The 14172-nt window shown below is 68.8% G+C and carries 15 protein-coding genes; 10 read left to right on the forward strand and 5 right to left on the reverse strand.

The features are described from left to right. Positions 1–70 precede the first annotated feature (70 nt). From htpX to pyrC, 4 genes are all read right to left on the reverse strand, one after another. The gene (gene htpX / locus ACSQ86_RS24950) at positions 71–943 is read right to left on the reverse strand and encodes a protease HtpX (RefSeq protein WP_436305485.1); all 873 of its coding nucleotides are present in this window, start codon (positions 941–943) and stop codon (positions 71–73) included. A 184-nt stretch (positions 944–1127) separates the two neighbouring features. After that, positions 1128–1904, reverse strand: a complete 777-nt coding sequence (locus tag ACSQ86_RS24955; protein ID WP_436309761.1) for a DUF3025 domain-containing protein — start codon at positions 1902–1904, stop codon at positions 1128–1130. Continuing rightward, positions 1901–2644, reverse strand: a complete 744-nt coding sequence (locus ACSQ86_RS24960) for an NYN domain-containing protein (RefSeq protein WP_436293663.1) — start codon at positions 2642–2644, stop codon at positions 1901–1903. The genes ACSQ86_RS24955 and ACSQ86_RS24960 overlap by 4 nt, the downstream gene beginning before the upstream one ends. After that, a complete protein-coding gene (gene pyrC, locus ACSQ86_RS24965; RefSeq protein ID WP_436293664.1) occupies positions 2641–3681 on the reverse strand; it encodes a dihydroorotase in 1041 nt (346 codons plus the stop codon). Before pyrC ends, ACSQ86_RS24960 begins: the two co-directional genes overlap by 4 nt. Before the next feature lie 80 nt (positions 3682–3761). On the opposite strand from pyrC, the gene ACSQ86_RS24970 reads away from it, so the two are divergent. From ACSQ86_RS24970 to ACSQ86_RS25010, 9 genes are all read left to right on the forward strand, one after another. Further along, a complete protein-coding gene (locus tag ACSQ86_RS24970) occupies positions 3762–4778 on the forward strand; it encodes a LysR family transcriptional regulator (protein ID WP_436309762.1) in 1017 nt (338 codons plus the stop codon). Beyond that, positions 4762–5535 carry a 2-amino-5-chloromuconate deaminase CnbZ gene (cnbZ, locus tag ACSQ86_RS24975; protein ID WP_436309763.1) on the forward strand — a complete coding sequence of 258 codons (774 nt, stop codon included), beginning with the start codon at positions 4762–4764 and terminating at the stop codon, positions 5533–5535. Before ACSQ86_RS24970 ends, cnbZ begins: the two co-directional genes overlap by 17 nt. Positions 5536–5608: 73 nt before the next feature. Further along, positions 5609–7276, forward strand: a complete 1668-nt coding sequence (locus tag ACSQ86_RS24980) for an ABC transporter substrate-binding protein (RefSeq protein ID WP_436305490.1) — start codon at positions 5609–5611, stop codon at positions 7274–7276. Positions 7277–7375: 99 nt separating this feature from the next. Then, the gene (locus ACSQ86_RS24985) at positions 7376–8329 is read left to right on the forward strand and encodes an ABC transporter permease (protein ID WP_436293667.1); all 954 of its coding nucleotides are present in this window, start codon (positions 7376–7378) and stop codon (positions 8327–8329) included. A 13-nt stretch (positions 8330–8342) separates the two neighbouring features. Next, complete coding sequence (locus tag ACSQ86_RS24990) at positions 8343–9242, forward strand: ABC transporter permease (protein WP_436293668.1); 900 nt, start codon at positions 8343–8345, stop codon at positions 9240–9242. Between the two features lie 4 nt (positions 9243–9246). Beyond that, positions 9247–10284, forward strand: a complete 1038-nt coding sequence (locus ACSQ86_RS24995; RefSeq protein WP_093103938.1) for an ABC transporter ATP-binding protein — start codon at positions 9247–9249, stop codon at positions 10282–10284. 47 nt (positions 10285–10331) lie between these two features. Beyond that, positions 10332–11321 carry an ABC transporter ATP-binding protein gene (locus ACSQ86_RS25000; RefSeq protein ID WP_436310298.1) on the forward strand — a complete coding sequence of 330 codons (990 nt, stop codon included), beginning with the start codon at positions 10332–10334 and terminating at the stop codon, positions 11319–11321. A gap of 20 nt (positions 11322–11341) precedes the next feature. After that, a complete protein-coding gene (locus ACSQ86_RS25005) occupies positions 11342–12520 on the forward strand; it encodes an amidase (RefSeq protein WP_436305492.1) in 1179 nt (392 codons plus the stop codon). Positions 12521–12643: 123 nt separating this feature from the next. Beyond that, complete coding sequence (locus ACSQ86_RS25010; RefSeq protein ID WP_093103933.1) at positions 12644–12853, forward strand: hypothetical protein; 210 nt, start codon at positions 12644–12646, stop codon at positions 12851–12853. Here ACSQ86_RS25010 and ACSQ86_RS25015 read toward each other — a convergent pair. Then, complete coding sequence (locus tag ACSQ86_RS25015; RefSeq protein ID WP_436309764.1) at positions 12850–13674, reverse strand: isocitrate lyase/PEP mutase family protein; 825 nt, start codon at positions 13672–13674, stop codon at positions 12850–12852. The genes ACSQ86_RS25010 and ACSQ86_RS25015 overlap by 4 nt on opposite strands. A 60-nt stretch (positions 13675–13734) precedes the next feature. Between ACSQ86_RS25015 and ACSQ86_RS25020 the strand changes: the two genes are divergently transcribed. Further along, positions 13735–14172 (forward strand): GFA family protein, encoded by a 438-nt coding sequence (locus ACSQ86_RS25020; protein ID WP_436309765.1) that lies wholly within the window; start codon positions 13735–13737, stop codon positions 14170–14172.

Below are 14172 nucleotides of genomic sequence, written 5' to 3' on the forward strand. Positions count from 1 at the left end.
AGGGCGAACGGGGGTGTTTGATCGGCTCAAAAAAACCGCCCGAAGGCGGCTTTGATGCAGGCACTGAAGCTCAGGCCGGTGCGTTTTGGAGCGCAGCAATGCGCTCCTCGATCGGCGGGTGCGTTGCAAAGAGCTTGCCGATGCTGCCCGTGATGCCCATGGCCTCAACCGCCTTCGGCAGTTCGCCGGGCGACAGGCCGCCCAGGCGCGCGAGCGCATTCATCATCGGCTGCTTGCGGCCCATCAGCTGGGCCGCGCCGGCGTCGGCGCGGAACTCGCGCTGGCGCGAGAACCAGGCCACCACGATCGCGGCGGCGAAGCCGAGCACGATGTCGAGCACCAGCGTGGTGATCATGTAGCCGATCCCCGGGCCGGTGCTGTCGCTGCCGCGGCGCAGGAAGCCGTCGACCACATAGCCGATCACGCGCGAAAGGAACACGACGAAGGTGTTCATCACGCCCTGGATCAGCGTCATGGTGACCATGTCGCCGTTGGCCACGTGCGCCACTTCGTGGCCGATCACGGCCTCGACTTCTTCGCGCGTCATGTTGGCCAAGAGGCCCGTCGACACCGCGACCAGCGAGGAGTTCTTGAACGCGCCGGTGGCGAAGGCATTGGGGTCGCCCTCGAAGATGCCGACCTCGGGCATGCCGATGCCGGCCTTGTCGGCGAACTTGCGCACGGTCTGCACGATCCAGGCCTCGTCGGGCGACTGCGGCTCGTTGATGATGCGCACGCCGGCGCTCCACTTGGCCATCGGCTTGCTGATCAGCAGCGAGATGATCGCGCCGCCGAAGCCCATGACCAGCGCAAAGCCCAACAACGCTGTGAGATTGAGACCATTGGCCGTGAGGTAGCGGTTGACGCCAAGCAGGCTGGCGACGACGCCGAGCACCGCGACCACCAGGACGTTGGTCAGGACGAACAGAAGGATGCGTTTCAAGTTGATTTCTCCGTGGGTACAGACGATGGCTCGCCGTGGCGAGCAAATGAGGGCCGCCACCCTGGTTTCAAGCGGTGGACGGTCGGGGGCAGGCAGTTGTTCTTGGTTGTGGAGCCCCGCGTGGCTCAGGCGTACAGAGTGATGATAGGAGCAAAAGTTCTGCGTCAAGCGCACGCCACCACGCTCACTCCGGGTAAAGCCGGCCCGCCGGCCGCGGTGGCCTGAGGACTTCGGTATCGTCATAGAAGCCGGGTGCCTCGTTCGGCGCCCACCAGCCGGGCACGCCGAGCACGGGCAGCGGGGCGAAGGGCTTGCTCGCGAGATGGGCAGCGTCCAGCGCTGCTGCGATCGCCGCATCGTCGATCGCGACCGATCGGCTGGCGCCCGGCGCACAGAGCACATGCGCGGTCATCGGCTTGCGTGGCGAACTCAGCTTTTCGAGCAGCGCATGGCCGAAGACCAGGAGACGCGCCTGCCGCCACAAGGCCCGCTCGGCCACGAACAGCCGCTGCCAGTCGCGCGCGAGCAAGGCTTCCCACAAGGCAGGCGGCGCATCGAGCACGGCTCCGTTCTCGTCGAAGAGCGTGAGCGCATCGCGCAGCGGCCCGCGCTCGGCGCCGATGCCGGCGCGCGCGATCTCGGCCGCCTGCAGTTCGTTGAGGCGCCGCTTGGTCGCGGGGAAATGCAGCCACACGAGGCCGTTGAAGAAGTCGTGCAGGTTGTCGCGCGTGGGCACCTGCGCGGTCCGGAAGATGAAGGCTTCGTAGGCCTCATCGGCCGGCGCCGTGTGCGCGGTCACGAAGCGCAAGGGGCCGGCCGGCAGCCCGATGGGCACGGGTTGGTTCGACAGCGCCTCTGCCACGCCGAGGCCTTGGGCAAGCGTCGCACCCGCGGCGGCCGCCCGCAGCGCATAGGGCGCCAGCCATGGCCGCGCCGTATCGACGGGCCAGGCGGGGTTCACGACGGCAGCGGGCCGACGTACTGCACCTTGTTGGGCGTCTTCTCCGGCGTCAGCGCGAACAGCTCGGGGTATTTCTTGAACAGCTTGGGCGAGCTCGCGCTCTTGCCCAGCAGCTTGGCGCCGCGCAGCCGCTCGGCCGCGTGGTTGAGCTCGATCTTGCCGCCCGCACCCAGTTCGGGAACGGCGTCGAGGATGCGCAGCACGTCCTCGGGCAGCGCCGGCATGCGCGCCACCGGGGGTGCCGGGGCCTTGGTGCGGCGCGGTGCGCGCGCCGCCCGCTTGGCCGCCGGCTTGGCGACGGCCGGCCGCTCGGATTGATGGTGCTGGAGGTCGATGAAGCTGTCGTAGACCGCGACGGTCTCGTCGCCGGTCTTGCCCTGCTGCCCGATGCCGCAGACGCGGCAGCCTTTTTCGCGCAGCCGGATCACCAGCGGCGCGAAGTCGGAATCGGAGGACACCAGCACCACGATGTCGGGACGCTCGGCCACCGCGAGATCCATGGCATCGACTGCGAGCGCGATGTCGGTGCTGTTCTTGCCGGCCGACAGGTTGACCATGGGCCGCACCGAGAGCCGCTTGAAGAGCGCCTGCTGCTTAAACGCGGTCTCGGCATTGCAATACGCGCGCCGCACGTGGATCGCGCCGTGCTCGGCCATCGTGCGCTGCACGGCCTGCTCGATCACGTCGGACGAGACGTTGTCGGCGTCGATCAGCAGCATCACACACGGGGTGGGGATCATGTCAGTCTCCACGCCACGGTTTCGCCGCCGCGCAAGGGTTTCAAGGTTGCATCGCCGTAAGGCACCGTTTCCGGCACGGTCCAGCTTTCGCGCTTCAGGGTCACGGTGTCGGTGTTGCGCGGCAGGCCATAGAAGTCGGCGCCGTGGAAGCTCGCAAAGCCTTCGAGCTTGTCGAGCGCGCCGGCATTGTCGAAGGCTTCGGCGTAGAGCTCGAGCGCGGTCAGCGCGGTGTAGCAGCCGGCGCAGCCCAGTGCATGCTCCTTGAGGTGCGCCGGATGCGGCGCGCTGTCGGTGCCGAGGAAAAAGCGGTCGCTGCCGCTGGTGGCGGCCTCGACCAGCGCCACGCGGTGCGTCTCGCGCTTGAGCACCGGCAGGCAGTAGTAGTGCGGCCGGATGCCGCCGGTGAAGATGGCGTTGCGGTTGTAGAGCAGATGGTGGGCGGTGATGGTGGCGGCGGTGAAGCGGCCGGCATCGCGCACGTAGTGGGCGCCCTCCTTCGTCGTCAGGTGCTCGAACACCACCTTGAGCTCGGGGAAGTCTCGGCGCAGCGGGATCATCACGCGATCGATGAACACGGCCTCGCGGTCGAAGAGGTCGACCGCGGGGTCCGTCACCTCGCCGTGCACCAGCAGCAGCAGGCCGTGCTTCTGCATCGCTTCCAGCGTCTTGTAGGTCTTGCGGATGTCGGTCACGCCGGCATCGCTGTTGGTGGTGGCGCCGGCAGGATAGAGCTTGAGGGCGCACACGCTGGCCGCGGCGGCGCGTGCGATTTCCTCGGGCGGCAGCTTGTCGGTGAGATAGAGCGACATGACCGGCTCGAAGCTCAAGCCCTCGGGCACGGCAGCGCGGATGCGATCGCGGTAGGCGATGGCCTGGTCGGCGCTCGTCACCGGCGGGCGCAGGTTGGGCATGATCAGCGCGCGGCCGAACTGGCGCGCCGAATGCGGCACCACGGCCCCGAGCGCGGCGCCGTCGCGCACGTGCAGATGCCAGTCGTCCGGGCGGGTGATGGTGAGGGTGTCTGCAGGTCTTGTCATGGCGGGATTGTCCCATTGCGCCGCAGGCCCGAGGGCATGCCAATTGCTTGCCCGCGAGGACCCACAGGAAGACCCCCACGATGCTGTCCACTTCGATGCTCTACTTTCGCGAAACGGCGCGCGCCGGGTCGTTGCGCCGCGCGGCCGAAATCCTCGGCATCGCACCCAGCGCGGTCAGCCGGCAGATCGCCAACCTCGAGACCGAGCTCAAGATCCTGCTGCTCGACCGGCGCGCCAACCGCACGACCCTGACGCCGGCCGGCGAACTGGTGCTCGCGCATGCCGAATCGGCCCTGCAGGAAAGCACGGCCCTGCGCGCCGCCTTGCAGGAGCTGGTCGGCAAGCCCTCGGGCACGGTGCGCATCGGCAGCATCGAGGGCATGGTCGGGCACTTCCTGTCCTGCAACCTGGCGCGCTACCAGAAGCGCCACCCGGAAGTGAAAGTACAGGTCTCGGTGGTGGGCTCGCGGGCGGTGCTCGAAGCGCTGCAGGAATGCCGCATCGACATGGCGCTGGCCTTCAACCTGGCCGAGCGCCATCCGTTTCGCGAGCATGCGCGGCTGGAACAACCGCTCTGCGCGCTGGTCGCGCCCACGCATGCGCTGGCGCAGCGGCGCTCGGTGTCTTTTCTCGAACTCGCCGGGCAGCGCGTGGCGCTGCCCGACCGCAGCTTCCAGATCCGCCACCTGGTCGATCGCATCGCGGCCAAGCTGGGCGTGGAACTCGAGCTCGCGGTCGAGACCAACACGCTCGAGATGGCGCGCGGCGTGGTGCGCAACGGCGACCTGGTCACGCTGATGCCGCGCTATGCCGCGCTGCACGAGGTGTCGAACGGCGACCTCTGCGCCGTGCCGCTCAAGGAGCGCGACTTCGCGCAGACCGCGACCAGCCTCGTCACCCTGCCGACGCAGCGCCTCTCGCCGGCCGCGCGCTCGCTGCTGGAACTGCTGGCCACCGCCATGGGCCGCTACGGCGGCAAGGCCGGCGGGCGTTCTGATTTCGGCAACATGCGCATGCCTGAATCGGCCTTCTCTCCGGCGCAGCCCTTGCCTAGAGTGGCTGCTGATCTGGAGGAACCGAATGGCAGCAGCAGCTGAGCTGGAGGACTTCCCCGAAGGGGGCTATCGCTATTTGAAGGGCGTGTTCCAGTACTCGGGCGGCGTGGCTGCGCTGCCCGGCTACGCGATCGAGCGCATGGTGTTTCCCGAGGCGCTGCCGCTGGCCGAGGGCTTCGAGGCGATCGCAGCCCACCTGGCCGCGCTGGGGCGCCCGCTCGCGGCGCTGTGTGCCTGCGAGCTGCGTTCGCCCGCGCCGTTCTCCGAAGCGGGTTTCGAGGCTTTCAACCGCCACTACGCGGGCACGCTCGAACGCTGGGGGCTGGCGCGCGGAGAGCGCAATCCGGTGGCGCGCACCAACGTCTGCCCGCTCGTGAGGGTGCCCGCCGCGCCGGCCTTCCATGCCTTCTCCTACACCGTCGAGACCGGCGACGCGCCCGGCCAGGCCGGCTTCGTGGTCTCGGGCGGCGGCGAGGCGCGCGACGGCCAGGCCAGCTACCGCGAAGGCATGGTGCGGCTCGGCGACACCAGCCGCGACGGCCTGCGCGAGAAGCTGCGCTACGTCATGGGCGAGATGGAGCGGCGCACCACCGCGCTCGGCTTCGGCTGGGCCGACGCCAGCGCCGTGCAGGCCTACACCGTGCACGACATCGGCGCGCTGGCGTTCGACGAGATCGTCCGGCGCGGCGAGCTGGGCTGCGGGCTGACCTGGCAGCTCACGCGCCCGCCGATCGTCGACATGGAAGTCGAGATGGACCTGCGCCGCGTGCGCTGCGAACGGCTGTGGTCGCGCCCGTGAAAAGCCGCACTGGCACGGCTCGTGCATGACTTCTCATCGAATCCATTTTTGTTGCCCTGAACAGGAGTTCTCCGTGAAGCGTGTCGTTCCGTCTCTGCCCCTGAAACCCCTGGCCGCCTGCGCGGCGCTGCTGACGCTGGCGCTGGCGCAACCCGCCGCCTTCGCGCAGGAGAAAACGCTGCGCATCGCGATGACCGCCGCCGACATTCCGCGCACGCTGGGCCAGCCCGACCAGGGCTTCGAGGGCAACCGCTTCACCGGCATCCCGATCTACGACTCGCTCACGCAGTGGGACCTCTCGAAGGCGGATTCGCCCAGCGTGGTGATTCCCGCGCTCGCGACTTCCTGGGCGGTGGACGCGAAGGACAAGACCAAGTGGGTCTTCAAGCTGCGTCCCGGCGTCAAGTTCCATGACGGCTCGGCCTTCAATGCCGACGCGGTGGTCTGGAACGTGGCCAAGGTGCTCGACAAGGAAGCGCCGCAGTTCGACCCCAGCCAGGTCGGCGTGACGGCCTCGCGCATGCCGACGCTCAAGAGCGCCCGCAAGATCGACGACCTGACGATCGAGCTCACGACCAGCGAGCCCGACGCCTTCCTGCCGATCAACCTCACCAACCTGTTCATGGCCTCGTCGGCCCAGTGGGATGCCAAGCTGAAGGCCGTGCCGGCCAGCGTGACGGTGCCGGCCGAGCGCTCGAAGGCCGCATGGACCGCCTTCGCGGCCGACCCCGCGGGCTCGGGTCCCTTCAAGGTCACGCGCTTCGTCGCGCGCGAGCGCCTAGAGCTGGCCGCCAACAAGAGCTACTGGGATGCCAAGCGCGTGCCCAAGATCGACAAGGTCGTGATGCTGCCGATGCCCGAGGCCAATGCACGCACGGCTGCGCTGCTGGGCGGCCAGGTCGACTGGATCGAGGCGCCCGCGCCCGATGCGATGCCGCAGATCACGCAGCGCGGCTTCAAGATCTACTCGAACGCGCAGCCGCACGTCTGGCCCTGGCAGCTCTCCTTCGTCGAAGGCTCGCCCTGGCTCGACAAGCGCGTGCGCCAGGCGGCCAACCTCTGCGTCGACCGCGGCGGCCTGAAGCAGCTGCTGGGCGGCATGATGGCCGAGCCCAAGGGCACGGTGGCGCCGGGCCACCCGTGGTGGGGCAACCCCAAGTTCGACATGAAGTACGACGTGAAGGCCGCGCAGGCGCTCATGACGCAAGCCGGCTTCTCGGCCGCCAAGCCGGTGAAGGTCAAGGTCCAGATCTCGGCCTCGGGCTCGGGCCAGATGCAGCCGCTGCCGATGAACGAGTTCGTGCAGCAGTCGCTGAAGCAATGCTTCTTCGACGTGCAGTTCGACGTGATCGAATGGAACACGCTGTTCACCAACTGGCGCAAGGGCGCCAAGGACGCATCGGCCAACGGCGCCAATGCCACCAACGTGAGCTTCGCGGCGATGGACCCCTTCTTCGCGATGGTGCGCTTCGTGAGCACCAAGGCCTTCCCGCCGGTGTCGAACAATTGGGGCTACTACGGCAGCCCCGAGGTCGACAAGCTGGTGGCCGACGCCCGCACCAGCTTCGACGACAAGGCGCGCGACGCCGCGCTCGCCAAGCTGCATGCGTACATCGTGGACGACGCGCCCTTCGTCTGGATCGCGCATGACGTCGGCCCGCGCGCGCTGTCGGCCAAGGTCAAGAACGTGGTGCAGCCGAAGAGCTGGTTCATCGATATTGCAACCATGAGCATGGACTGAGACCGCCCAACCGTTCGGGCTGAGCCTGCCGAAGCCGGACCCCGCTGGGGCGAGCCCTTCGACAAGCTCAGGGCGAACGGGGTTTGGAGAACCCATTCAATGCTCGCCTACCTCCTGCGCCGCGTCTTCTATGCCATCCCGATCATGATCGGCGTGGCCTTCGTGTGCTTTGCGCTCGTGCACCTGGCGCCGGGCGATCCGCTGGTGTCGATCCTGCCGCCCGATGCCTCGGCCGACCTGCAGGCGCAGCTGCGCGAGCTCTACGGCTTCAACCGCTCGCTGCCCGAGCAGTTCGTGCTGTGGGTGTGGCGCGCGATGCACGGCGACCTGGGCGTCTCGATCGCGAGCAACCGCGCGGTGGCCGGCGAGGTGCTGACTGCGGTCGGCAACACGCTGCGCCTGGCGGTGGTCGCGACCGCGATCGGCTTCGTGCTGGGCTGCCTGTTCGGCTTCGTCGCCGGCTACTTCCGCAACTCCTGGCTCGACCGCGCGGCCTCCATGCTGTCGGTGCTGGGCGTGAGCGTGCCGCACTACTGGCTGGGCATGGTGATGGTGATCGTGTTCTCCTCGCAGCTCATGTGGCTGCCCGCCACCGGCGCCGGCCCGGGCGGCTCGAACGACTGGGCCTGGGACTGGGAGCACCTGCAGTTCCTCGTGCTGCCCGCGCTCACGATGTCGGTGATCCCGATGGGCATCATCGCGCGCACCGTGCGCGCGCTGGTGGCCGAGATCCTCGAGCAGGAGTTCATCGTCGGCCTGCGCGCCAAGGGGCTCACGCACTTCGGCGTGTTCCGCCACATGGTGAAGAACGCGGCGCCCACCGCGCTGGCCGTGATGGGCCTGCAGCTGGGCTACCTGTTGGGCGGCTCGATCCTGATCGAGACCGTGTTCTCCTGGCCCGGCACCGGCTTCCTGCTGAACTCCGCGATCTTCCAGCGCGACCTGCCGCTGCTGCAAGGCACGATCCTCGTGCTCGCGCTGTTCTTCGTGCTGCTCAACCTGGTGGTCGACGTGCTGCAGACGCTGCTCGACCCCCGAATAGCTCGCGCCTGAAACGAGGACGACCATGTCGGCTCTGCCAGCTCCCCTCTCTGCTTCGACTGTTTCGTCGCTGCCCATGCAGCGCTCGCGCGGCTACTGGACTTCGGCCATGCTGCGCTTCACGCGCGACCCGGTCGCGATGGGCGCGGCGCTGGTCGTGCTGCTCTTGATCGCGCTGGCCGTCTTCGGCCCGTGGCTTGCGCCGGCGGACCCGTACCAGTCGTCGATGCTGAAGCGGCTCAAGCCGATCGGCACCGAAGGCCTGCCGCTGGGCAGCGACGAGCTGGGCCGCGACATGCTCTCGCGCCTGATTGTCGGCGCGCGCCTGTCGCTCTTCATCGGCATCACGCCCGTCATCTGCGCCTTCGTCCTCGGCGCGGCGATCGGCATCCTCGCGGGCTATGCGGGCGGCATCGTCAACACCGCGATCATGCGCACCATCGACGTGTTCTATGCCTTCCCCTCGGTGCTGCTGGCGATCGCGCTGTCGGGCGTGCTGGGTGCGGGCGTGGTCAATTCGCTGATCTCGCTGACCATCGTGTTCATCCCGCAGATCGCGCGCGTGGCCGAGAGCGTGACCACGCAGGTGCGCGGGCGCGACTACGTGGAGGCCGCGCGGGCTTCGGGCGCCAACGCCTTCACCATCGTGCGCGTGCACGTGCTGGGCAATGTGCTGGGGCCGATCTTCGTCTACGCGACCAGCCTGATCGCGGTCTCGATGATCCTGGCCTCGGGCCTCTCCTTCCTGGGCCTGGGCGTGAAGCCGCCGGAGCCCGAGTGGGGCCTGATGCTCAACACCCTGCGCACCGCGATCTACGTGCAGCCCTGGGTGGCGGCGCTGCCGGGCGTGATGATCTTCATCACCTCGATCTCCTTCAACCTGCTCTCCGACGGCCTGCGCTCGGCGATGGACAACAAGGGCTGATCCGATGGAAGCAATCAACGACATCGGCGGCCCCGCACAGCCCCTGCTCGCGATCCGCGGACTGCAGAAGCACTTCCCGCTCAAGAAAGACCCGCTGGGCCGCGGCGGCGGCGTGGTGCGCGCGGTCGACGGCGTGGACTTCGAGGTACTCAAGGGCGAAACGCTCGGCGTGGTCGGCGAATCGGGCTGCGGCAAGTCGACCACCGCGCGGCTCTTGATGCAGCTCATCGCGCCGACGGCCGGCGAGGTGATCTTCGACGGCCGCGCCGTGGGCAGCCGCGACCTGCCGCTGAAGGAATTCCGCCGCCAGGTGCAGATGGTGTTCCAGGACAGCTATGCCTCGCTGAACCCGCGCCTCACGATCGAGGACTCGGTCGCCTTCGGCCCGCAGGTGCACGGCGTGGCGCGCAACGAGGCGGTGCATCGCGCGCGCGACCTGCTCGCGCGGGTGGGCCTGGAGCCGCAGCGCTTTGCCGAGCGCTATCCGCACGAGCTCTCCGGCGGCCAGCGCCAGCGCGTCAACATCGCGCGCGCACTGGCCCTGCAGCCGCGCATGGTGATCCTCGACGAGGCCGTGTCCGCGCTCGACAAGTCGGTCGAGGCGCAAGTGATCAACCTGCTCCTGGACCTGAAGGCCGAGTTCGGCTTGACCTACGTCTTCATCAGCCACGACCTGAACGTGGTGCGCTACATGAGCGACCGCGTGATGGTGATGTACCTGGGCCAGGTGGCCGAGATCGGCCCCTCGAACGCGCTCTACGAAGCGCCGGCGCATCCCTACACGCGCGCCCTGCTCTCGTCGATGCCCTCGATGGACCCCGACCACCGCACCGAGGAGGCGGCGCTGGCCGGCGACCCGCCGAACCCGATCAACCCGCCCTCGGGCTGCCGCTTCCACCCGCGCTGTGCGCTGGCCGCGCCGGTGTGCAGCCAGCAGGTACCGGCGCGCGTGATCGCCGGCGCCCAGCAGGCCGTGAGCTGCCTGATCCACGAGCCGGGCAGCGGGCATCCGATGGCTCAAGCGCTGGCGCAGGCCGCATGACTTCCATGTCCGACACCTCATCAACACCCTCCTGCGCGCCCGAACCCATGGTGAGCCTGCGCGAGCTCAGTGTCACCTTCTCTGGTGGCCGCAAGCCCGTGCATGCGGTGAGCGGCGTGAGCCTCGAGGTGCAGCGCGGCGAAGTGGTCGCGCTGATCGGCGAATCGGGCTCGGGCAAGAGCGTGACCATGCGCACCCTGCTGCGCCTGCACCCCGAGCGCCGCACGCGCATGGGCGGCCAGGTCCGCGTGGCCGGGCGCGACGTGCTGGCGATGACGCAGGCCGAGCTCACGGATTTCCGCGGCAAGGTGGCCTCGATGATCTTCCAGGAGCCGCTGCTGGCGCTGGACCCGGTCTACTCGGTCGGCGCGCAGATCGTCGAATCGATCCGCCGGCACGAGCCGGTGTCCGCCGCCGAGGCGCGCCGGCGCGCGCTGGAACTGTTCGAGCGCGTGCGCATCCCGAGCCCGGAGCGCCGGCTTGCGGCCTATCCGCACGAGATGTCGGGCGGCATGCGGCAGCGCGCGATGATCGCGCTGGCCCTGGCCTGCCGGCCGCAGCTGCTCTTGGCCGACGAGCCCACCACCGCGCTCGACGCCACGGTGCAGATCCAGATCCTGCTGCTCCTGCGCGAACTGCAGCGCGACCTGGGCCTCTCGGTGGTGTTCGTCACGCACGACATCGGCGCCGCCGTCGAGGTGGCCGATCGCATCGCCGTGATGTATGCCGGGCGCATCGTCGAGGAGGGTACGGCGCGCGAGCTGATCCGCTCGCCGCGCCACCCGTACACGATCGCGCTGCTGAAGAGCCGCGCCCACGGCGCGCTGGCGCGCGGCAGCCGGCTCGAAACCATCGGCGGTGCGCCGCCCGACCTGTCGGCGCTATCGCCGGGCTGCGCCTTTGCCGAACGCTGCGCGCTCGCGAGCGAAGCCTGCCGCGCGGCGCAGCCGCCGGTGGTCGAACTCGCACCGGGCCATCGCGCGCGCTGCATCCATACCGGCGCCGCCGCGGCCATCGCGCCGGTGGTCGTCGCCTGAACCTCACTCAACACGCCACCATGCCATTGCACGACCCCGCCCACGCCTTCGTCCCCTACCCCGACGTGCCCGTCCGCGGCGCGCCGACCGGCCCGCTGGCCGACCTGAGCTTCGGCGTCAAGGACCTGTTCGATGTCGCGGGCTACCCCACGGGCGGCGGCAGCCCCACGGTGCTCGCGATGTCGGGCATCAAGACGCGCACCGCGCCGACCGTGCAGAAGCTGCTCGACGCCGGCGCCCGTTTCGCGGGCAAGACCGTGACCGATGAGCTCGCGTTCTCGATGAACGGCAACAACGCGCATTTCGGCGCGCCGATCAACGGCGCGGCCAAGGACCGCATCACGGGCGGATCGTCCTCGGGCTCGGCCTCGGCCGTGTCCTCGGGCCTGTGCGACTTCGCGCTCGGCACCGACACCGGCGGCTCGGTACGCGCGCCGGCCAACCATTGCGGCCTGTACGGCCTGCGCCCCACGCACGGCCGCGTCAGCCTCGAAAGCGCGCTCGACCTTGCGCCCAGCCTCGACACCTGCGGCTGGTTTGCGCGCGACATCGGCACCTTCGCGCGCGTGGCCGACGTGCTGCTCGAGGCCGATGCCAACCCGCTGCCGGCCAGGCTTCGGCTGCTGTGGCCGACGGACCTGTGGGCGATGCTGGAGGCGCCGGTCAAGGACGCGCTCGACGGCGCCGCCCAGCGCGTGCAATCGCTGCTCGGCAAGGCGTCGCCGGTCGAGGTCGCGCTCGAATCCTGGGACGCGATGTACTGGAACTTCCGCTACGTGCAGGGACGCGAGTCCTGGCTCACCGACGGCCCGCTGATCGAGCGCTACGCGCCGCCGCTCGGCCCCGGCGTCGCCGAGCGCTTCGCCTGGTCGCGCGACGTGACGGACGCGCAGGTCAACGCCGCGCGCGCCTTCCGCATCGCCTTCCGCACTCAACTCGCAGAATTGCTCGGCACCGACGGCGTCCTGCTGATGCCCACCATGCCCGACATCGCGCCGCGGCGCGATGCCGCCGACAGCAGCCTCGAGGACTATCGCAACCGCGCGATCCGCATGCTGTGCGTGGCCGGACTCAGCGGTTTTCCGCAACTCTCGATGCCGCTGGCGCAGCGCGAGGGCGCGCCGCTGGGCATGTCGCTGCTCGGGCCGGCGGGGTCGGATCGTTCCTTGATCGCGTTGGCGGAGCGCATCGCGGGATAGCCGCCCGGCTCAGATACCTTCGGAAAATGTGGCCTTTTGCCGTATTGAGGCCAGATCCCACGCTCGACACCGTGTCGCATTGAGTACCTTCGCGTTAGCATTCGCGCGCCAAAGGGGACTTGCATGAACACCTATCGCACGCTGAATCAGGCCACCGGAGTCGCTCGCACGCTCAGCGCGCGTTCGGCGCGAACCATCGTCGTCTACAGGACCGATGACGAAAAGTTCGTGACGGCGGCCATGAATGATCCCGTCATGGGAACCATCGAGGGCGTGTACCGCGACGGCTACGCCGTGCGAACGGTGCTGACGCGGGCGCAGCAGGCGGGCTAGCGCCCACTGAAAAACGCATCGAGTTCCTTGCCCGAGGCGGCGTCCGCGAAGCCGTCGAAACGCCCCTCTTCCGAAAGCGTGCGGGCCGCGCGCATGAATCCACCCCATGCCGCTCGCGCCAGCGCACCGCCGACGCTGACGCGCCGCACGCCGAGTTCGGCAATGTCCTGCAGGGTGAGCTCGCTGGTCGATCCGACGAGCAGATTGACCGGCTTGGGTGCGACGGCAGCCACCACGGCGGCGATCTGCTCGCGCGTGCGGATGCCCGGCGCGTAGAGGCAGTCGGCGCCCGCCTCCGCATAGGCCTTGAGCCTGGCGATCGTGTCGTCGAGGTCCGGCCGGCCTTGAAAGAAGTTCTCCGCGCGTCCCACCAGCAAGGTGTCGCCGCCCGCCTCGTCGATCGCCCCGCGTGCAGCGCGAAGCCTTGCGACCGCGACGTCGATGGCATGAAGCGGATGCGCCGGGTCGCCTGTCGAATCCTCGATCGACAGCCCGGCCACGCCGGTCTCGACGGCCATCCGCACGCTTTCGGCAACGCCTTGCGGATCAGGGGCGAAGCCGCTCTCGAAATCCGCGTTCACCGGCAGATCGGTTGCAGCGACGATCTCGCGCAGATGGGCGAGGATGGTCTCCCGCGAAAGCGCGCCATCGGCCTGGCCCCGCGACCAGGCGAAGCCCGAGCTCGTCGTGGCCAGCGCCTTGAAGCCCAGGCCTTGCAGGAAACGGGCGCTGCCCAGATCCCAGGGATTCGGCAGCACGAAGCAGCCTTCGGCATGGAGGGCGCGAAAGGCGGCGCGTTTTTCGGCGACAGTGCGGGTCATGGGAACCTCGGTTTGGGGATGGGCTGGATTTTGAACGCAACGACGCACAAGGGGGCAACCATGAGCGAAGCGACGGTCTTCGAAGGCGGCTGCCTCTGCGGCGCGATCCGGTATCGCGCCATCTCGGCGCCTATCCGTGGCGTCATCTGCCACTGCGCCATGTGCCGCAAGCACTCCGGCGCGCCGGCATTGGCCTTCGTTCATTTCCGCACGCAGGACTTCAGCTGGCTACATGGCGAGCCCGCCCGCTATCGATCTTCGGCATTCGCGGAACGCGGCTTCTGCCCGGTATGCGGAAGCACCCTCAGCATGCACGAGGAAGTGCTGGCGGACCGTGTTCAGATCACTGTCGGCAGCCTGGACGAACCGCAGCGCGTGCGTATCGACGATCATGTGTGGACCCGGCAGCAGGTCCCATGGTTTCGAATCGACGACGCGTTGCCGGGCTTTCCAACGAGCAGTTCCGCCGTAGCCACCAAGGCAAACGGCTCCAATTGA

It is taken from the genome of Variovorax sp. LjRoot130, from assembly GCF_964253755.1.
Taxonomy (GTDB): domain Bacteria; phylum Pseudomonadota; class Gammaproteobacteria; order Burkholderiales; family Burkholderiaceae_C; genus Variovorax.

Excerpts from the sequence above, each read along its gene's own strand:
- pyrC (WP_436293664.1), bottom strand. The coding sequence starts at position 3,681 with ATGACAAGACCTGCAGACACCCTCACCATCACCCGCCCGGACGACTGG.
- ACSQ86_RS25010 (WP_093103933.1), top strand. The coding sequence starts at position 12,644 with ATGAACACCTATCGCACGCTGAATCAGGCCACCGGAGTCGCTCGCACG.
- cnbZ (WP_436309763.1), top strand. The coding sequence starts at position 4,762 with ATGGCAGCAGCAGCTGAGCTGGAGGACTTCCCCGAAGGGGGCTATCGC.
- ACSQ86_RS24995 (WP_093103938.1), top strand. The coding sequence starts at position 9,247 with ATGGAAGCAATCAACGACATCGGCGGCCCCGCACAGCCCCTGCTCGCG.
- ACSQ86_RS25020 (WP_436309765.1), top strand. The coding sequence starts at position 13,735 with ATGAGCGAAGCGACGGTCTTCGAAGGCGGCTGCCTCTGCGGCGCGATC.
- ACSQ86_RS24960 (WP_436293663.1), bottom strand. The coding sequence starts at position 2,644 with ATGATCCCCACCCCGTGTGTGATGCTGCTGATCGACGCCGACAACGTC.
- ACSQ86_RS24985 (WP_436293667.1), top strand. The coding sequence starts at position 7,376 with ATGCTCGCCTACCTCCTGCGCCGCGTCTTCTATGCCATCCCGATCATG.
- ACSQ86_RS25005 (WP_436305492.1), top strand. The coding sequence starts at position 11,342 with ATGCCATTGCACGACCCCGCCCACGCCTTCGTCCCCTACCCCGACGTG.
- ACSQ86_RS24970 (WP_436309762.1), top strand. The coding sequence starts at position 3,762 with ATGCTGTCCACTTCGATGCTCTACTTTCGCGAAACGGCGCGCGCCGGG.
- ACSQ86_RS25015 (WP_436309764.1), bottom strand. The coding sequence starts at position 13,674 with ATGACCCGCACTGTCGCCGAAAAACGCGCCGCCTTTCGCGCCCTCCAT.
- ACSQ86_RS25000 (WP_436310298.1), top strand. The coding sequence starts at position 10,332 with ATGGTGAGCCTGCGCGAGCTCAGTGTCACCTTCTCTGGTGGCCGCAAG.
- ACSQ86_RS24990 (WP_436293668.1), top strand. The coding sequence starts at position 8,343 with ATGTCGGCTCTGCCAGCTCCCCTCTCTGCTTCGACTGTTTCGTCGCTG.